The following is a 17,164-nucleotide window of genomic DNA, read 5'->3' on the forward strand; positions in this document are numbered from 1 at the left end:
AGTGGACAATTGGACAATGTAGATAATATTAACCGCCGCCCCGTACCTTTTTCTCCTCACTGGTATACCTGGACGCGGAGAGCATTCTTGAGTGGCGGAATCCGCACCCCTAGCCAGGTGCTCTAGGACTAGACTTCTCGACGTGGTCCATAGCGAGCTGCCATGGAAAACCGCTGCGCAGAGCAGCCCCGGTACCTGCCTCGTGTGGTTCGAATGCGCCTGGGCCGAGGAGGACAGGAACCCCTTCGTCACGTAGCTGTTCCACGCTCCGACGGAACGGGGCACGGGCAGCGTAGGCGGAGTTAACGAAGGGCAGGATCACGGTTGGCACTCCAAGACCGATCGCCTCGTTCGCCACGTCCAAGACGTAGTTGTCGGCGATACCGTTAGCCAACTTGTTGATGGTGTTGAATGTGGCCGGGGCGATGATGGCATCCGCTTTAGGAGAGCGGAGGTCTCCCGGCACACGGTGCTGGCTCCGAACCGGGCGGCCTGTCTGCTCCTCTAGCGCCTCAACGTCGATGTGAGCGACCGCCGCTGGGGTTGCCATCACCTGTACGACCCAACCCCGATTCCTGGCCAAGCGCACAAGCGTGCCGACCCCCGAAGCTGGTCCCGCAGCACATACCACCGTGTAGAGAGTGCGGAGTTCGCTCAAGATTTCGGCTTCTACCTCGGTGAGCTGAGATGCACGCCGTCATGATGTCGGACGTGTGGAACTCCCGGGGTGGCTGCGTCCAGAAGCCGCACGGCGTAGACCTCACCCATGTGCTTTTCGACCTGGTCGGGCGTGAGCCATTCGACTGCGGTCGCCTCGGGGGTGACCCGCGCTTCGCCCCCGGACGGCTTGCAGAGGAAGACGAGGGCAACGATTCCGCGGGCCATGTTCTTGTAGACGCCCGTGAGTCGTTCCACCTCGACGCGGATACCGGTCTCCTCTAGCACCTCACGGACAACCCCCTCTTCCGGGGTCTCCTCCAACTCCAGGACCCCGCCCGGTGGTTCCCACCGGCCGTTGTCTCTGCGCTGGATCGCCAACATGCGTCCGTCCTCGCGGATGACGGCCCCTGCGACGGACACGGAATGCAGCGGCGTTGACGGCTTGTCTCCGGTGCTGTTACTCATGTACATGAGCATAGGAGGCACAGAAGGACTATGGCGAGCACTGTAGGGGCGAAGTCGGCGAAGCCCCGGTATCTCCAGATCGCGGACGACATCGAAGAGCAGATCAAGGCTGGTCGCCTGGCACCTGCTGAGGAGATACCGAGCGAGACCGTCCTGATGGAGCGCTACAGCGTCTCCTCCGGCACGGTCCGCAAAGCGATCGCCCAGCTTCGCGCGACGGGCCTGGTCGAGACCTTCCAGGGCAAGGGCTCCTTCGTGAAGTCCCGGCCTCCCGTCACGCGCAAGTCCTCGGACCGGTTCCGGCGCTCGCACCGCCGCGCGGGCAAGGCGGCCTACATCGCGGAGACCGAACAAGCCGGGGTGAAGCCCACGGTTCAGGTCCTCTCCATCGGACCCGTCTCCGCTCCCGCCGAGATCGCTGAGCGCCTGGACGTGAACGAGGGCGACAAGGTCCTTGCCCGTCGTCGTCTCTACTTCAGTGACGGCACTCCCACTGAGGAGGCGACGTCCTACCTGCCGTGGGACGTGGCGCGGGACATCCCCGAACTCTTCGAGGAGAATCCGGGCGGCGGTGGCATCTACGCCCGTCTGGAAGAGCACGGGCACGAGTTCGCCGAGTACACCGAGACCGTGCGGGCGCGTCTGGCCACCAAGCAGGAGGCGAGTGCGCTGAGCCTGAGCCCCGGATCTCCGATCATCCACCTGACACGGAACGCCGTCACCACGGCTGGGCGTGTGGTGGAGGTGTGCGACACGATCATGGCGGCTGATCAGTTCGTCCTCGACTACCGCATACCCGCCACTGACTGAGTCCCGGAACGTCCGAGGTAGACAGGCTTCTTGGCTCCACGGGGTTGACTCATGTACATGAGTGAGGCAACCTGTACACCACAACTCATATACATGAGTGCATGTGATTGTCCTATGTATATGAGTTGGCAGGGTTCGTTTGAGCGGTGCGCTTGTGGTTCGACAACCCAGCGCACCCCCAGTCCCCCGGGGAGCGTGCTTCGTGGATGCCGTCGCCGTCTCAGCTTCGAAGCGGTGCAAGTCCTGTCGCGGGCGCGGACGTAAGACCGTCCGCTCTCGTCGCCTGATCGTGGTCCGCTCTTCGACTACGCGAGAACCGGCGACACGCGTCGTGGCCTGTACGGCTTGCCGGGGGACCGGAACGAGTTCTTGAGGCTCACGCGCGAAGGATCACGGCCGGATGGACTCGCGGCCACGATCACGACCGCTCACAGACAGCAGACCCCCGCGACGCGGTGGAAGGCGTCCGGGGGCACGGACAACCTGATTGAGGCAGGCTGACGTGAGAGACCTTATCGCCCTGATTCGGGCGCTGGTGACTCTGATCCAACCGAAGCAACGCGGCAGGCACCACCGGAACACGCCTCGCCCGTTCGAGGCACCCCCACCGCCCCGGGCGGAGCTGCTGCCCGCTCCGGAACCCATCGTCATGGACGGTGGAGATCCCCGGGCCTACATGGTCCCTCGCCCCTACTACACGCACTGGGAACGTGAGCGAACCGCTCGCCGCGAACGCGACCAGCGAGGGATCGAACTGCTGATCCGGATGGCGCGACCCGCTCCCGCCTTCGATGACATGACTGAGCTGCGTGACCTGGTGCGCACGGCGGTCGCGATGGGTGTGGGGCGGTCATGAACGAGAACCAACCCGTCATGCTCAACGACCGGGACAGCCTCGACGCGTGGGCTCGTGCCCAGGGCGTGCGGGTGCGTGTGGCGTCCGAGGAATGGGACTCGATCACCTACGAGGCGGTGGCGGAGTCCCCGGACGGTAGCCGATCGGTCCGCCAGGTGCGCTTCGAGCTTCCCCCGGTGGAGGCCCTTCGCCGCCTTCGTCGAACCTTCGTTGTCGGCATGTGGCACAACGTGAAGGGCTCGACCTGTAACCACGTTCGGCGGGTCGTCCCTCCGGTGATCTCGGCCAGTGGTGAGGACCTGGCCAACAGCGTCGCCCTCGTCGCCCGTGCGCAGGTGGAGGAGGAACGCCGCGACGTCTGTGGCGCCACGGTCTCCAACCTCCGCGTGTACATGGTTCAGCGCTGTCTCAACTGGAGGCCCTTCTAGACCCCGCACGCCCCGGACGCCTCTCTGTCATCCACTTCGCGCATCCGGGGCGTGCGGCTCCTCCCTCAACGGCGACGTGTCCCATCACGGACTTACCGCTGTTTCCGCTGGCCTCCTGAACGACCCCGGGTCCTGACAGGAGCGAGCGGTCAAAGTAGGCTGCTTGTCCACACGAGTACTAGAGTCACCAGGTGATTGACATGGCGAGCTTGGAGTATGCCCCTCCCAAGTATGTGCAGATCGTCCACGCGATCCAGGAGCGCATCGAGGACGGCACATACCCCGTGGGGGACATGCTTCCCTCCGAGTCTCGGATGGTGCGTGAGTTCGGCGCGGGCCGTTCCACAGTGGTCCGGGCTCTTCAGATTCTGAGCATGCAAGGATGGATCGAACGTGAACACGGACGGGGCTCGTTCGTTCGCGGGGTTCCTCGATCCACGGCTGAGCGCTCCCATGCGGGAGCAAGCGCGTTCGACTCCTCCGAGGACGCCAAGACCAGCCGGATCATCAGGGCCGGACGTGTCTCCGCTCCGACAGCGATCACGGTTGCACTGGGATTGCCGGACGGCTCACCGGCCGTCATGCGTCGGCGCCTGGTCCTCGTTGACGGCGAACCGAGTGAACTCGTCACCCTGTGGTTCCCCCTCGACGTGGCGTCCGGCACGGATGTCGGCAGTGACGACATGATCAGCATCGGCGTCCGTGAGCACCTACAGATGGTCAAACAGCTTCGACCCGCGACGATCAACGAACGCCTCTCCGCCAGGCTGGCCACGGACGAGGAAGCCGAAGCGCTCCGCCTGGACGAGGGAACCCCCGTCCTGGGCATCATCGCGCGTGTCCTCGACGGGTCCGGGGATGTGATCGCCGTGACTGACGTTGTGCTCCCCGGTGACCTGCACGAGCTTGAGGACACCTACCCGGCGACGTAGACACTCGCCCCTCTGGCCACTCATCCACTTGTCTGATCAAGTTGAGTTGGCTAGAGTGCAACTTACTTGACCGAACAAGTGGTCAAGCGGATATCTGATGAGGAGACAACCATGGCTATTCAGGGTGCGTTGCCGGTGGAGTTCGCCACGGTGTTCCCGCACGGGGCCTTCGCTCTGGGGGTGGAAGCGATCACGGACTTCGAGACCAAGCGTCCGCAGTTGGACAAGGACTCGGGGTTGCCGTTGTGGGCGGTGGACGTGATCGATGCCGACCCGGAGGCGCGGGGCAAGGCCAAGTCGGTCAAGGTCAAGGTCGCCGCCGAGGTGTGCCCGACGCTGCCGGACGAGGTTCCGGGGCTGCCGTTCCGCCCGGTCGAATTCGAAGCGATGGCGGTGATGCCCTACGTGGACGACAACGGTCGTCGCCCTCGGGTGGCGTACTCGCTGCGGGCTCGGGGTGTGAAGGCTCCCGGCGCCGCTGGTGGTCGTCGCTCCCAGGCCAAGGATGCTGCCTGATTCGCGCATGAAGCGGGGCGGCCTGGTGTTGGCGCACCTAGCCGCCCCTGAACCCCTGGAAGCTTCCCAACTTTCACAAGAGGTGTTCTCAGTATGTCCGATTACCCCACCGACCTGTCCGGGCTCTCCGGCGCACGCCTGGTCCGGCTGTTCCTGGACGCGGTGGACATGCCGCGCACGACTCCGGCTGAGTGGGCGGAGTTCTTCGACTTCAAGGCCCGTGTGTTCGCGCTCATCGCGGAGCGGGACGGCAACCCCGACGCGGCCAAGGCCGCCGAGCGCGCCCGCACGAACCGGGAGCGGGTCCTCAACAAGGCCACGATGGGCGGTGACGTCTGATGCCGTCCAAGGTGGGTGCCACCCAGACCTCTCCGACGTTGCCGTCTCCGGCTCAGGGGGTGCGGTGGACGACCCCGATCGTGGAGACCCCGGGCATCGTCGTGCTCGCCTCGTGGGTGTGGCGGCTGGTGCGGTTCCTGGTCACGTTGCCGTTCCGGTTCCCCGTCATGGTCGCCTCGCTGGCTTCCCCGGCTGCGGCGTGGTGGTGGTTCGGCTGGCTGGGCATTGCCGTGTTGTGGGCAACCGCCTCGGTGGTCGCGTTGGTGTGGTGGCGGGCCTGGCCCGATTCCTACCGCCAGTGGGTGACGCTGCGGTTGTTGGCATGGTGGCGGCACGTGTTCGTCTACCGTCGGCACTGGCAACCCGTCCTGGTCATCTCCGGCCTGGCCGAGTCCTACCAGGAACGCCGCTACCTGCCCCGCATCCGCCGGGTGGTGTGCACCTCCTGGGCCGACCAGGTCCGGGTCACCCTCGTGGCCGGAACCTCCCCCACTGATTTCGAAACCCGTGTGGCCGAGCTGGCGCACGGGTTCGGTGCCCCGTCCTGCCGTGTGGTGGTGGAGGGGCCTCGGCGGATCACCCTGGAGTTCCCCCGACACGACACGTTGGCCGAACCCCTCCACGCCTTCGACGTTGCGGACGAGGCGGACCTGTCCGCGCTGCCGGTGGGGGTGTGCGAGGACGGCTCGGAGTGGCGGCTACGCCTGCACGGCACTCACGTCCTGGTGGCGGGGGTGACCGGCTCCGGGAAGGGGTCGGTGATCTGGTCCGCCATCCGCGCGACGCTCCCCGCCGTGGCGGACGGTACCGCGCAGGTGTGGGCGATCGACCCCAAACGGATGGAGCTGTCCTACGGCCGCTCTCTCTTCGCCCGCTACGCCGACGACGGCGAATCCGCAGTGACGGTGCTGGAATCGGCGGTGGCCGACATGCAGGACCGGGCACGCCGCTACGCCGGTCGCCAGCGCTCCCACGTCCCCACGAACACGGATCCGTTCGTCCTGGTGGTGCTGGACGAGGTGGCGTTCCTGACCGCCTACCACCCCGACCGCGACATCCGCCGCCGCGCCGAGAACGCCATCGCCACGCTCACCTCACAGGGGCGTTCGGTCGGGTTCTCGGTCCTGGCCGCGTTGCAGGATCCGCGTAAGGAGGTGATGAACCTGCGCAACCTGTTTCCGGACAAGGTCGCGCTCCGTCTGGATGAGGCGTCCCAGGTCGACATGATCCTCGGCGAGGGTGCCCGCGACCGGGGGGCCAACGCGCATCTGATCGACCCGGGCCTTCCCGGGGTGGGCTACGTCCGCATGGAGGGCTCCCCGGCACCGGTCCGGGTGCGGGCGGCGTATGTGTCCGATGACGACATCACCGCGATGACCAGTGCCTACGGGTCTTCTGCGAACGGAGTAGACCTGTGACGCCTGACTTTGCGCACTTCCCACTGGTAACTGACCACTGCGCCCAGGAGCAAGAGGACCGCGAACGGTATGAACACCAAGGGAAGTGCTCCGGCGAGCGAACTGGCCAGCATGATCAACGCCTGAACCCCTACGAGCACGTTGACCAAGAGCAGGTGACGGAGCTGCCGGGGACTGAGAGGCGTGCGGTCTTCTGCCATGCGGGTCACTGCTCCTGCTGCTCAGATGTGCCCTCATGTCGCCTGGACCTCTTTCGAGCCCGGTATTGGACTAGCTCCAAGGCGATCCAGATGACTGTGAGCGCAGAGAACAGCACTGCGTTGAAGACGCGGAAGAAGTCCACCAGGCCGCCGCTCTGGTCAGAGGTGGCAACGACGAACACCGACACGAGTGCCCACGTCAGGTTCAAGACTCCAGCGCTACGTAACACGCGTGCTCCGCATCTTCAGCATTGTGGGGGGTGGGTTGATGCCGACTCCTACCGGTAAGTCGACCCGGGCTGAACGGCTGGCGCAACCCTTGGCCCGTGAGGTCGCCGAACAGGTGGCCGCCGACCACGGGGTGTGCATCCGCCCGGTCTCCCTTCGACGCACCGACATCACCACCGGTGCCACCGAGATCATCGACGTCCCCTGCGGGTCCACCCTCGAATCCCGCTGCCCCGCCTGCGCTCGACGCAAACGGTCGCTACGGCGGACTCAGTGTGAAGAGGGCTGGCACCTCGCCTCTGAACCCGTGGTGGAACCTGACCCGCCTACCGAGACGCAACGGGGCTGGGTGGAACAGCGGGCCGTGGTCACCGCAGAACGGGAACGGATCGTCGCGTCGGGGGATGCCTCGGCTGACGAGTTGGCTCGCCTGGACGCTGCTATCTCGGACCTGGATGAGGAGATCAGCGGCTCCGGGCTGCGGGGCTCGGTGACCCGCTCGGGCTCCTCCTCGTTGGGGTCGCGTCGGGTGCGCTCCACCAAGCGTCGTCAGGACGTCCCGGACCTTCCCAAGCGACCCATGACCAGGAAGACGGTCGGGCGGGCCTACACCGACCCCAACACCGGCCGGACGTTCCGTCCGTCGCTGTTCATCACGCTCACCCTGGACTCCTACGGGCGGGTGAAGTCAGACGGCACCCCCGTCGACCCGGCCACGTACGACTACCGGCGGGCGGCTCGGGACGCCCTCCACTTCTCCAAGCTCGTGGACCGGTTCGTGCAGAACCTGCGACGGGTCGCCGGATTCGATGTCCAGTACTTCGCGACTGTGGAACCGCAACGGCGTCTGGCTCCGCACCTGCACATGGCCACCCGGGGCACGATCCCCCGGGCCGAGCTGCGCCAGATCGCCGCCGCGACCTACCACCAGGTGTGGTGGCCCAATGCCGACACCGTTCGCTTTGAGGGTGATCGGCTCCCCGTCTGGGATGAGTCGACAGGTGCTTATGTCGACCCGTCGACCGGCGAACTCCTGCCCACCTGGGAACAGGCGTTGGACGCTATGGACGAGGCCCCGGACGCGGAACCCCACCACGTGGTGAAGTTCGGCCGACAGGTGGACGCCAAAGGCGTGGTTGCGGGCTCGGCGGACGCTGACCGGTGCGTGCGCTACCTGGCCAAGTACCTCACGAAGGACATCGCCGAGTGCCACGAGGTCGAAACGATCTCGCAGGAACAGCACGTGGACCGACTCCTGGACGCGCTCCGGTTCGAACCGTGCTCGCCCCGGTGCGCGAACTGGCTCCGCTACGGCATCCAACCCGACCAGCCCAAGGCTGGCCTTCGCCCCGGGTTCTGCCGGTCCAAGGCACACCGCCGCGAACACCTGGGCTACGCGGGCCGTCGCGTCCTGGTCTCCCGGAAATGGTCGGGCAAGACCCTCGCCGACCACAAAGCCGACCGGCTCACCTGGGTACTCAACGCGCTCGGGATCGACCCCGCCAACGAGGACCAGGGCGACGAGAACGACCCCCGTCCACCCGCGCTGACCTCGGTCAAATCCGGAAAGTTCGCGTGGGAACTGGCACGCCCCACTGATCCGGACGTGGCTCCCCGCGAGAGGCGGCTACTCCGGGCGGTCGGTGAGTCCCTCAAACGCCGCGCTCAACTGGACGCGGCACGGCAGAACGATCTTTCGGCAACGCACGAGACGAGGGCCGCATGACCCCCACGACAACCACTCAGACCGCCCCACAGCCCCGGCCAGCATCGGCGCTGTGGTCGGTGAAGGACACAGCCGCCTACCTCGGTGTTCCAGCCAAGACGCTCTATGAGTGGCGGTACAAGGGCGACGGCCCGCCTTCTCACCGTGTCGGCCGGTACGTGCGCTACCTGCCCGACGAGGTCCACGCCTGGGTCCGATCCCGCTAACCCCTACCCCCTGGAAGGAACACCTCTGATGGCTCGCGCGTGGGTCTACGACCGCACCAAGGACAAGACGTACAACGAGGCCGTGAGGAAGGCCAAGGACACCAAACGCACCCCACCCGCCCGGTGGATGGTCCGCTACTACGACCCCTCCGGCCGGATCAAGAGCGGCGGCACCTTCAAGAAGAAGCCCGACGCGGAGAAGAAGCAGACCGAGATCGAGAACAGCCTCCACGAGGGCTCCTACCGCAACCCCAACGACGGCAAGGCCACCTTCGGGGAACAGGCCGAGAAGTGGCTGATCACCCGCACCGACATCAAGCGGTCGACCTGGTGGAAGTACCGGGGCCTGCTGGACCTGTACCTCCTCTCCCGGTGGGGTGAGATCCCTCTTTCGGCAATCCACACCGAGGACATTGCCGTCTGGATCGCGGAGATGCAGAAGCCGCGGGAGGAAGGCGGCTCGAACCTCGGGGCCTCCCAGACCCGGCACGTGCACAGCGTCCTGTCCATGGTCCTAGGCTGGTGCGTCCCTCGGCGCATCCCGTTCAACCCGGCCAAGGGCGTCCCGCTGCCCAAGCCGTCCGAGGCCGAACACGTCTACCTCGACCACGTCCAAGTGGAACGGCTCGCGAACGCCGCTGAGTCTCTGCGCACCGCCTACGACCAGGTGGCGGCGGGCGCTCGGATCAACCGGCCGCTCATTCTCCTGCTCGCCTACACGGGCCTGCGCTTCAACGAGGCCGCTGCCCTGCGGGTCGGCAGGGTGGATCTGAAGGGACGCCGGATCCGGATCACGACCGCCTTCGCCGAGGTCGAAGGCAAGCTGGTTGAACAGTCCCCGAAGACGGGCAAGAGCCGTACCGTCCCCGTCCCGCCGTCCCTCGTCCCCGAGCTGGCGCCCTTGGCCGACGGGCGACCGGATGACGCCTTGGTGTTCGCCACCAAGCGGGGCGCGCCCCTCCGTCTGCGCAACTGGCGACGGCGGGAGTTCGACAAGGCCGTGAGGGGCGCTGAGCTCGACGGTCTGGGCCTGACTCCGCACAAGCTCCGGCACACCGCCGCGTCCCTCGCCATCGCGGCCGGGGCGGACGTCAAGGTCGTCCAAGCGATGCTCGGCCACGCCACCGCGACCATGACCCTCGACCGGTACGGGCACCTCTTCCCGGACCGCCTGGACGAGGTCGCCAAAGCCATGGATGCCGCCCGGGTCCTGGCGCTCGCCCCCGCCGCGTGACCCCACGTGGCCCAAACCCCGGGAACTGACCCCGGACACGCGAAAGGCCGGTCGCTCCGAACCATGTGCACTGAATGTGCACCGGCCCGGACCAACCGGCCTTCGCTACCTCTACCGGCCCTACGCTCACCTGCGTGAACGTCGGCCTCGTGCGGTGGAGGAGGGATTTGAACCCTCGAAGGGTTGCCCCTTACCCGCTTTCGAGGCGGGCGCCATCGGCCACTAGGCGACTCCACCGAGAGGAACTCTACCGGATACGACGGCGTGCGAAAAACCGGGAGAGCAGATCGGAGCACCGTTCGGCGACGTCCTCGCTGACCAGATCCGGCGGAAGGACTTCCGGACGGTGGTTGAGTCGGGGGTCGCGCACCACGTCCCACATCGATCCGACCGCCCCCGCCTTGGCGTCCCGCGCGCCGTAGACCAGCCCGTCCACCCGCGCCAGCACCAGCGCCCCCGCGCACATCGTGCACGGTTCCAACGTGACGACCAGCGTGCAGCCGCTCAGCCGCCACTCACCGCGCGCACGCGCCGCCGCCCGGAGCGCCAGCACCTCGGCGTGCGCCGTGGGGTCACCGGTCGCCTCACGCTCGTTGCGGCCCGCCCCCAGGACGGAGCCGTCGGCGTCCAGCACCACGGCGCCCACGGGGACGTCCCCCGTCTCCAGGGCCCGTTCGCCCTCCTCGACCGCCAACCGCAGCGCGGCGTCCGCGGCGTCCCGTCCGATCACCCGGTCACAGCCGCATACCGTCGAGGAGTTCGCCGAAGCCGGCGCGCTCGGCCACGACCGCCAGCGCGTCGCTGGGCAGGACGCCCCCTCCGGTCGACAGCGAGCGGAGTTCGTCCTCGGTCACCCCGAGATCGGTGAGCAGGTCACCGTCCCCGGTCGGCACCGGGTTGGGCCGCGCCCCCGCGCTCTCCTGGGGTTGGGGCTCGACGAGGCCGCCCGCCTCGGCCAGCACCATCGCCAGCGGATGGTCGTGCACCATCCGGGCGTCGGACAGGTAGACGTGGGGATCACCGGTCTCCTCGGCCCGCACGATGGCGAACCACTCGTCGTCGGCCTCCACGAGCAGAAGGGAGAGGTCACTCCCCCGCTCGACGGCGAAGTCGATCATCAGGTCGGTGACGTCGTCGATCACGTCCACGTCCCCGAGGTCCACCTCGGTTCCCCGCCACGCCTTACCGTTGGGAGCGAAGACAGCTGCGAAGGTCGGCACCTCGTGCTCTCCTGTTCTCCGTGGTGGTTCTCCAGGTCTGCCCTACCCCATACCGTCCAGGACACGCTGGAAGGACTGCGCGAATCCCAGGCGTTCGGAGACGCTGGCGAGCACCTCGTCCGGGTAGAGGTCGAGGTCTCCGGCGAGAGCGCCCAACTCCATCTCGTCCAGGCCCAGATCGGCGACGATCGACAGGTCGCCGGCGGGCAGCACCTGGTCGAGATCGTCGTCGTCGGGCAGGTCGATGTCCAGGTAGTCGAGCACGTCGCGCGCCACCTGCCAGTCGACCGAGGCGGTCACGTCCGAGAGGAACAGCGAGACCTCCTCGCCGTAGACCCGGACGATGATGAAGAAGTCGTCCCCGACCGCCACGAGCCCGAGGGAGCCGCTGATGCTCGGCTGCTGGCGGAGCGCGTGGATGAGGCCCTTGAGGTCGTGTGTGAGGGCCACCGGGAGCAGGTCGACGTCCCAGCAGTCCTCTTCTCTGTACGCGACGGCCGCGAAGTCCCCCGAGTCGTCGTCGCCATGATCGAGCACTGTCATCGTCACCCCAACCCGGCCGGTGTATCGGTGCGGGCGAAGGAACGCCTGATCGCCCGTGCGACTGACATGGTAACGATCACTTCGGTTCCGGGCTCGCCCTTGTCACCCGTCAACGCGCCCACGTTCTCATGAGAACCGGGTGTCCGGTCACCCGTCGGGGCACTCTTTCCGCCCCTGTCCGCGTTCCGGCCGCGGCCGACGGCCGCGAAGGGCGGTGGGCCCGGCGGTCGGCCCCCCTCCGGGGTGGGACGCACGGTTAGACTCGGGCTGGCCGAAACCTCCCCAGCCATCGTCCCGTTATCCCAGCTCAACCGGAGAACGCTTTGGAAACCCTGGTCGTCGACCACCCCTTGGTCGCGCACAAACTGACCACCCTGCGCGACGTGCGGACCGACTCCCCGACCTTCCGGCGCCTGACCGACGAGTTGGTGACGCTGCTCGCCTACGAGGCGACGCGGGACGTTCGGGTGACCGAGGTCACCATCCGGACGCCGCTCGTGGAGACCACGGGGGCACAGCTGTCGCGCCCCACGCCGCTCGTGGTGCCCATCCTCCGGGCCGGCCTGGGCATGCTCGACGGCATGACCCGCCTGCTGCCCACGGCCGAGGTGGGCTTCCTCGGCATGGCGCGCGACGAGGAGACCCTCCAGCCCGCCACGTACGCCGACCGGTTGCCGCAGGACCTGTCCGGACGCCAGTGCTACGTGCTCGACCCGATGCTGGCCACGGGCGGCACGCTGGCGGCGGCACTCAAGCTGCTGGTGGAGCGCGGCGCCGACCACATCACCGCGATCTGCCTGCTCTCCGCCCCCGAGGGGCTCAGAGCCGTGGAGCAGAAGCTGACCGAAACCCTCGACCCCGGGCACGGCGCGACCCTGCGCGTGGTGACCGCGGCGGTGGACGAGCGCCTCGACGAGAACGGTTTCATCCTCCCTGGCCTGGGCGATGCCGGGGACCGGCTGTACGGCTGCGCCTGACTTCGGAGACCACGGACCACATCCGCCACACGAGGCGTCAGCACCCAGCCGGGCCACCGGCTGGGTGCTTTTTGGTTCTTTTCTGTACGGAGTGAATGAACAGCCAAAAATCGGGCAGAGAGACTGTGGCGCCGTGTCGCCCCTGGTAGCGACCGAGCACGACGCAACCGACGACACGGCTTTGCATTAGCCGAATTCGTTTTGAGATGGGAACGTAACAGACGAGAGTGATCATGGTTCCTGGCCACCCGTAACCTCCACGACCCCCGCCCGGAACCACCAACCGGGCACGGTCCGCCCCCAGCTCGTGCCGCCCGGTTCCGACGGACGGTCCACGCACCCCGGAGGCGACTACCCAAAGCCCCCGACCGACCACGCTTTGCCATCCACCCCCCACGGCCCACAAGGAGTGAGATGACCGAGACCTCCGCCTCCACGACCACCGAGCTCACCCCGGACCCGCACTACGGCCCCGTCGTCAGCCGGCTGGCGTCGGAGTTCTCGGGGGTGCACCACACCGCGACCGTCACCCGGTGCGTGGACGCCGCCAGACACGGCGCCCAGGAGGTGACCGGGTCGGCCGCCCCCGAGCTCGTGGAACGGATCGCCCGACAACACCTCCAGGTCCTGGCCCTGGCCTTCGCCGAACAGCGCTAGCGGCCCCGCCCCACGGGGGCGCCCGCTTTCCGGACCGTCGGTTCCAGGATTACCAACACCACCGGAACCGGACAGAGCCCACAAGTCGTCGAACGGCCGACATACCGCCACGCCGAGGGTGCACCCCAGGCTTTACGGGCATGACCGTCAATGGAACAATCACTGCTGGGTCGGTGGGTCAGGTGGATTCCAAAAGGAGTCAGTCGTGGCGAAGTTGAAGAAATGGGGCGGCTACGCGCTCATCGGTTTCGTGGCGTTTTATCTGCTCACGCAACCGGAAAGCGCCGCTGGAGTGATCCAGAGCGCCCTGGGTGGCCTGATGGGCGGCGCAGAGTCCATGTCCCGCTTCGTCAACGCGCTGCTGCCGTAGTGGGGGAGTTGGGTCCGGTTCCATGCGGCTCGTAGCGTCGAGTAACAGCGCTCCTGCGTCGGTCAACCGCTACCTCCTGCCCCACGAGCAGGACGTCGTGACCATCAGGCGCCATCCCGCGGTCCTCATCGGCCCGGTCGGAGCCGTCCTCGGCGCCCTGATCGCCGCGGGGATCCTCAGCAACACATCGATCGCCGCCGACAGCGCGGCGCTGGCGATCATCTGGTGGCTGTGGCTGCTGGTGCTGGTGTGGTTCGTCTGGCGCGTCGCCGAGTGGTCGGTCGACTACTTCGTCATCACGTCGGCCCGCCTGCTGCTGACGACGGGGCTGATCACGCGGCAGGTCAACATGATGCCGTTGGGCAAGGTCACCGACATGAGGTTCGAGCGGAGCCTGCTGGGTCGCTTCCTCGGGTACGGCACCTTCGTGATGGAGTCCGCGGGTCAGGACCAGGCGCTGAGCAAGATCAACTTCATTCCCTACCCGGAACAGCTCTACCTGGAGGTCGTGGGTCTGATCTTCAAGGAGTAGCCCGGGCGCACCGGCGGAAGACGTGTGGCACCCACCGCGGAGGTGGGTGCCCTTCGTGTCTGCGGGGTTCCGTGCGCGGCCCGGGCCCCTCCCCGGGCGGTGCGCGCGGCTCTGATTCGGCTGTTGTTAACCTTCCGTTCACCTTGCCTCGGCACCACAGTTCCCCATCTCACACGCCCGCCGCCGCGGCACCGGGACTCATCCCCAGAGAATCCCCCTGAACTGGGATGAAACCCTGAACCCGACTGCAGCCCGGCCATCTGACGAGGAGCGACCGCGCCCTCCCCGCAAGCCTCCACGGGGGATACGGATTGACTCTTAGGTGAACATAGGGTTAACTCGTACCATCTGATGCGGAAACGAGGAGGGTCTCATGGCACGCAGGACAGAACGTGCGCCGCGCCCCGCTCGCTCCACGACCAGCCGCCGACGCACGCGCACCGCGTCCGGGACCCGACAGCGCCTGACGAACAGGACCGCGTGCGTCCCGCAGCCGCGCGAGGGCGCCGACACCACGACGTCGCGACACCCGATCATGCACTGGGTACTGGTCACCGACGAGAACGGCCGAACCCGCCCCGAGGCGCGCTGGCTCTGACGAGCCGCCCCCGGGCGCCGCGGCGGACACGACCGCCGACGCCGACCACGACGAACACACGAAGGGCCGTCCCCACGGGGCGGCCCTTCGCCGTTCCAGGCCCCGGGCCGGCCTCCGCCGGGCTCCTCCGGACACCCCGAACCGCTTTGTCGACAAATCGGCTTAGCCGTTAATGGAGATTCGACTGTCCGGAAGTAGGCCCCCAACGCCATCCAAAGAGTGATACCGGTCTCACTCGCCCTGGATTGACGTCAGACGAGACGAGACGTATCGTCTTGCACCATGAGGCTGATCTAGTTCCTGTCATCCCGCGCCAGACGCCCACGTTCCGAGCACACACGCCCGCCACCCGGCGGCGCGGCTCCGTCGGCGTCACCGAACCGCGGTCGATCAGGGCAGCCTCGACGAACTCGTCTTCCCAGGCTCACACGCACCCGCGATGGCCGTGTGTTCCTGTCCGAAACCTCGTCACACGGGCACCCCACCGATTCGCGGCCCCGCCCACAACAGGCTCACACCACGGATCAGGAGGCCCGCCTTGTTCACCGCACCGCACCCGTCCACGTCCCAGCTCCACCTCACCGAGGTCACCAAGCGCTACGGGGACCACATGGTTCTCGACCGCGCGAACCTCACCATCAGCCCCGGTGAACGCGTCGGCGTCATCGGTGACAACGGATCGGGCAAGAGCACGCTCCTGCGACTGCTCGCCGGCGTGGAGGAGCCGGACAACGGGGAACTCACCGTCAGCGCACCGGGCGGCATCGGCTACCTGCCCCAGACCCTGGACGGGGTCTCCGGCGGGGTCCTGACCGGCACCGTCGCGGACGCCGTCGACTCCGCGCTGTCCGTCCTGCGCGACCTGGAGGCCCGCATCCACGCGGCCGAGGCCACCCTCGGCTCCGCCACACCCGAGGAGCTGACGGCCTACGGCGACCTCGTCGCCGAGTTCGAGGCGCGCGGAGGCTACGACGCCGACGCCCGCGTCGACGCGGGCCTCCACGGGCTGGGCCTGCCCGGCCTGGACCGCGACCGTCCGCTGCGCACGCTCTCCGGCGGGGAGCGCTCGCGGCTGGCCCTGGCCGCGATGCTGGCGGCCTCGCCCGAGCTCCTGCTGCTCGACGAGCCCACCAACGACCTCGACGACCGCGCGGTCGCCTGGTTGGAGGAGCGGCTCCGACGGCACCGGGGCACGGTCGTCGCCGTCACGCACGACCGCGCCTTCCTCGCCGGGGTGACCACCACGGTCCTGGAGGTCGACCGCGAGGCCCGCCGGATCAACCGGTACGGCAACGGCTACGACGGGTTCCTCGCGGCGAAGGCCGCTGCCCGCGCCCGCTGGATCCGCGAGTACGAGGAGTGGACGATGGACGTCGCGCGTCAGCGTCGGCTCGCGGACGCCAACGCCCAACGCCTCGACGGCATCCCGCGCAAGATGGCCAAGGCCGCCTTCGGGCACGGCGCGTTCAAACTCCGGGGCCGCGACCACGGAGCCCGGAGCCGGATCCGCATCGCGAAGGAGCGTCTGCACCGGCTGACGGAGAACCCGGTGGCGCCGCCGCCGGTCCCGCTCCGGATGACCGCCGGCTTCGACGCGGCCGAGGCGGGCGGCGCCCCCGCCGCCGTCCTGGAGGACGTGTCGGTCGGCCACCGGATCCACGTGCCGCGCCTGGAGCTGGCCCAGGGCGAACGCGTCCTGGTCACCGGCCCGAACGGAGCGGGCAAGAGCACGCTCCTGCGACTGCTGTCCGGGGAACTGGCCCCCGGGTCCGGAACGGTGACCGTCCCCGGACGCGTGGGCCACCTACGGCAGGAGGAGGTGCCGCCGACCGCGGCCACCACGGTCCTGGGCGCCTACGCGGCGGGCCGCCCGGGGTATCCGGACGAGTACCGGGACGAACTCGCCTCGCTCGGGCTCTTCCGCCCCGGGGACCTGGACCGGCCGGTGGCCGAACTCTCCGTGGGACAGCGGCGCCGGATCGAGGTGGCCCGGCTGACGTCGGGCGTCCACGGCCTGCTGCTCCTGGACGAGCCGACCAACCACCTCTCCCCCGGCCTGGTGGAGGATCTGGAGGAGGCGCTGACCCGCTACACGGGGACGCTGGTGATCGTCACGCACGACCGCCGGACCCGCTCCCGCTTCACCGGACGGCACCTGCAGCTCTGGGAGGGGGCGATCATCAGCGACACTCACCAGGAGTGATGTCGGCATGACTCTTTGTCGACAAATCGGCTTGACCATAAAACGA

21 protein-coding genes and 1 tRNA gene are annotated in these 17,164 nt (G+C 67.8%); 16 read left to right on the forward strand and 6 right to left on the reverse strand.

The features are described from left to right. Positions 1-109 precede the first annotated feature (109 nt). Both DVR05_RS20375 and DVR05_RS20380 read right to left on the reverse strand, forming a co-directional pair. On the reverse strand, positions 110-631 hold the full coding sequence (locus DVR05_RS20375) for a flavoprotein (RefSeq protein WP_369974563.1): 522 nt from the start codon (positions 629-631) through the stop codon (positions 110-112). Between the two features lie 38 nt (positions 632-669). Beyond that, entirely contained in the window at positions 670-1,131 is a 462-nt protein-coding gene (locus tag DVR05_RS20380) for an NUDIX hydrolase (RefSeq protein ID WP_198659270.1), read from the reverse strand. A gap of 24 nt (positions 1,132-1,155) precedes the next feature. Between DVR05_RS20380 and DVR05_RS20385 the strand changes: the two genes are divergently transcribed. From DVR05_RS20385 to DVR05_RS20435, 10 genes are all read left to right on the forward strand, one after another. Continuing rightward, positions 1,156-1,935, forward strand: coding sequence for a GntR family transcriptional regulator (locus DVR05_RS20385; RefSeq protein ID WP_116247507.1), 780 nt, complete (start codon positions 1,156-1,158; stop codon positions 1,933-1,935). A 649-nt stretch (positions 1,936-2,584) separates the two neighbouring features. Further along, the gene (locus DVR05_RS20390) at positions 2,585-2,791 is read left to right on the forward strand and encodes a hypothetical protein (RefSeq protein ID WP_116247508.1); all 207 of its coding nucleotides are present in this window, start codon (positions 2,585-2,587) and stop codon (positions 2,789-2,791) included. Next, positions 2,788-3,219, forward strand: a complete 432-nt coding sequence (locus tag DVR05_RS20395) for a hypothetical protein (RefSeq protein WP_232832235.1) — start codon at positions 2,788-2,790, stop codon at positions 3,217-3,219. The genes DVR05_RS20390 and DVR05_RS20395 overlap by 4 nt, the downstream gene beginning before the upstream one ends. 200 nt (positions 3,220-3,419) lie before the next feature. Beyond that, complete coding sequence (locus DVR05_RS20400) at positions 3,420-4,151, forward strand: GntR family transcriptional regulator (protein ID WP_198659271.1); 732 nt, start codon at positions 3,420-3,422, stop codon at positions 4,149-4,151. Positions 4,152-4,262: 111 nt separating this feature from the next. Next, entirely contained in the window at positions 4,263-4,667 is a 405-nt protein-coding gene (locus DVR05_RS20405) for a plasmid replication, integration and excision activator (protein ID WP_116247510.1), read from the forward strand. Positions 4,668-4,760: 93 nt separating this feature from the next. Continuing rightward, positions 4,761-5,006, forward strand: a complete 246-nt coding sequence (locus tag DVR05_RS20410) for a hypothetical protein (protein ID WP_116247511.1) — start codon at positions 4,761-4,763, stop codon at positions 5,004-5,006. Further along, positions 5,006-6,424 carry an FtsK/SpoIIIE domain-containing protein gene (locus DVR05_RS20415; protein WP_116247512.1) on the forward strand — a complete coding sequence of 473 codons (1,419 nt, stop codon included), beginning with the start codon at positions 5,006-5,008 and terminating at the stop codon, positions 6,422-6,424. Before DVR05_RS20410 ends, DVR05_RS20415 begins: the two co-directional genes overlap by 1 nt. Before the next feature lie 468 nt (positions 6,425-6,892). Further along, a complete protein-coding gene (locus DVR05_RS20425; RefSeq protein ID WP_116247631.1) occupies positions 6,893-8,578 on the forward strand; it encodes a replication initiator in 1,686 nt (561 codons plus the stop codon). Next, a complete protein-coding gene (locus DVR05_RS20430) occupies positions 8,575-8,784 on the forward strand; it encodes an AlpA family transcriptional regulator (protein WP_116247514.1) in 210 nt (69 codons plus the stop codon). Before DVR05_RS20425 ends, DVR05_RS20430 begins: the two co-directional genes overlap by 4 nt. Positions 8,785-8,812: 28 nt before the next feature. After that, on the forward strand, positions 8,813-10,018 hold the full coding sequence (locus DVR05_RS20435; protein WP_116247515.1) for a site-specific integrase: 1,206 nt from the start codon (positions 8,813-8,815) through the stop codon (positions 10,016-10,018). Between the two features lie 152 nt (positions 10,019-10,170). On the opposite strand, the gene DVR05_RS20440 is transcribed toward DVR05_RS20435, so the two are convergent. From DVR05_RS20440 to DVR05_RS20455, 4 genes are all read right to left on the reverse strand, one after another. Then, positions 10,171-10,255: transfer RNA gene (locus DVR05_RS20440), tRNA-Ser, on the reverse strand. A gap of 10 nt (positions 10,256-10,265) precedes the next feature. Next, positions 10,266-10,748, reverse strand: a complete 483-nt coding sequence (locus DVR05_RS20445; RefSeq protein ID WP_116247516.1) for a nucleoside deaminase — start codon at positions 10,746-10,748, stop codon at positions 10,266-10,268. 4 nt (positions 10,749-10,752) lie between these two features. Further along, positions 10,753-11,238 carry a tRNA adenosine deaminase-associated protein gene (locus DVR05_RS20450; protein WP_116247517.1) on the reverse strand — a complete coding sequence of 162 codons (486 nt, stop codon included), beginning with the start codon at positions 11,236-11,238 and terminating at the stop codon, positions 10,753-10,755. 42 nt (positions 11,239-11,280) lie between these two features. Then, positions 11,281-11,781, reverse strand: a complete 501-nt coding sequence (locus tag DVR05_RS20455) for a tRNA adenosine deaminase-associated protein (protein WP_075925907.1) — start codon at positions 11,779-11,781, stop codon at positions 11,281-11,283. A gap of 323 nt (positions 11,782-12,104) precedes the next feature. On the opposite strand from DVR05_RS20455, the gene upp reads away from it, so the two are divergent. From upp to abc-f, 6 genes are all read left to right on the forward strand, one after another. Next, positions 12,105-12,758 carry a uracil phosphoribosyltransferase gene (upp, locus tag DVR05_RS20460; protein ID WP_116247518.1) on the forward strand — a complete coding sequence of 218 codons (654 nt, stop codon included), beginning with the start codon at positions 12,105-12,107 and terminating at the stop codon, positions 12,756-12,758. A gap of 414 nt (positions 12,759-13,172) precedes the next feature. After that, positions 13,173-13,415 carry a hypothetical protein gene (locus DVR05_RS20465; RefSeq protein ID WP_116247519.1) on the forward strand — a complete coding sequence of 81 codons (243 nt, stop codon included), beginning with the start codon at positions 13,173-13,175 and terminating at the stop codon, positions 13,413-13,415. A 205-nt stretch (positions 13,416-13,620) separates the two neighbouring features. Then, a complete protein-coding gene (locus DVR05_RS27125; protein ID WP_170293704.1) occupies positions 13,621-13,785 on the forward strand; it encodes a hypothetical protein in 165 nt (54 codons plus the stop codon). Positions 13,786-13,807: 22 nt separating this feature from the next. Then, a complete protein-coding gene (locus DVR05_RS20470; protein ID WP_116247520.1) occupies positions 13,808-14,317 on the forward strand; it encodes a PH domain-containing protein in 510 nt (169 codons plus the stop codon). Between the two features lie 373 nt (positions 14,318-14,690). Next, the gene (locus tag DVR05_RS20475; protein ID WP_116247521.1) at positions 14,691-14,915 is read left to right on the forward strand and encodes a hypothetical protein; all 225 of its coding nucleotides are present in this window, start codon (positions 14,691-14,693) and stop codon (positions 14,913-14,915) included. A 538-nt stretch (positions 14,916-15,453) separates the two neighbouring features. Next, positions 15,454-17,118 (forward strand): ribosomal protection-like ABC-F family protein, encoded by a 1,665-nt coding sequence (gene abc-f, locus DVR05_RS20480; protein WP_369974562.1) that lies wholly within the window; start codon positions 15,454-15,456, stop codon positions 17,116-17,118. The last annotated feature ends 46 nt before the right edge of the window (positions 17,119-17,164 follow it).

It is taken from the genome of Nocardiopsis sp. FIRDI 009, assembly GCF_003386285.1.
Lineage (GTDB): Bacteria > Actinomycetota > Actinomycetes > Streptosporangiales > Streptosporangiaceae > Nocardiopsis.

Bases quoted from the DNA above. Each gene is read 5' to 3' on its own strand.
- DVR05_RS20430 (WP_116247514.1), top strand. From the start codon at position 8,575: ATGACCCCCACGACAACCACTCAGACCGCCCCACAGCCCCGGCCAGCA.
- DVR05_RS20390 (WP_116247508.1), top strand. From the start codon at position 2,585: ATGGACGGTGGAGATCCCCGGGCCTACATGGTCCCTCGCCCCTACTAC.
- DVR05_RS20385 (WP_116247507.1), top strand. From the start codon at position 1,156: ATGGCGAGCACTGTAGGGGCGAAGTCGGCGAAGCCCCGGTATCTCCAG.
- DVR05_RS20435 (WP_116247515.1), top strand. From the start codon at position 8,813: ATGGCTCGCGCGTGGGTCTACGACCGCACCAAGGACAAGACGTACAAC.
- DVR05_RS20410 (WP_116247511.1), top strand. From the start codon at position 4,761: ATGTCCGATTACCCCACCGACCTGTCCGGGCTCTCCGGCGCACGCCTG.
- DVR05_RS20470 (WP_116247520.1), top strand. From the start codon at position 13,808: ATGCGGCTCGTAGCGTCGAGTAACAGCGCTCCTGCGTCGGTCAACCGC.
- DVR05_RS20415 (WP_116247512.1), top strand. From the start codon at position 5,006: ATGCCGTCCAAGGTGGGTGCCACCCAGACCTCTCCGACGTTGCCGTCT.
- DVR05_RS20465 (WP_116247519.1), top strand. From the start codon at position 13,173: ATGACCGAGACCTCCGCCTCCACGACCACCGAGCTCACCCCGGACCCG.
- DVR05_RS20380 (WP_198659270.1), bottom strand. From the start codon at position 1,131: ATGTACATGAGTAACAGCACCGGAGACAAGCCGTCAACGCCGCTGCAT.
- DVR05_RS20400 (WP_198659271.1), top strand. From the start codon at position 3,420: ATGGCGAGCTTGGAGTATGCCCCTCCCAAGTATGTGCAGATCGTCCAC.
- DVR05_RS20475 (WP_116247521.1), top strand. From the start codon at position 14,691: ATGGCACGCAGGACAGAACGTGCGCCGCGCCCCGCTCGCTCCACGACC.
- DVR05_RS20395 (WP_232832235.1), top strand. From the start codon at position 2,788: ATGAACGAGAACCAACCCGTCATGCTCAACGACCGGGACAGCCTCGAC.
- DVR05_RS20455 (WP_075925907.1), bottom strand. From the start codon at position 11,781: ATGACAGTGCTCGATCATGGCGACGACGACTCGGGGGACTTCGCGGCC.
- DVR05_RS20405 (WP_116247510.1), top strand. From the start codon at position 4,263: ATGGCTATTCAGGGTGCGTTGCCGGTGGAGTTCGCCACGGTGTTCCCG.
- DVR05_RS20425 (WP_116247631.1), top strand. From the start codon at position 6,893: ATGCCGACTCCTACCGGTAAGTCGACCCGGGCTGAACGGCTGGCGCAA.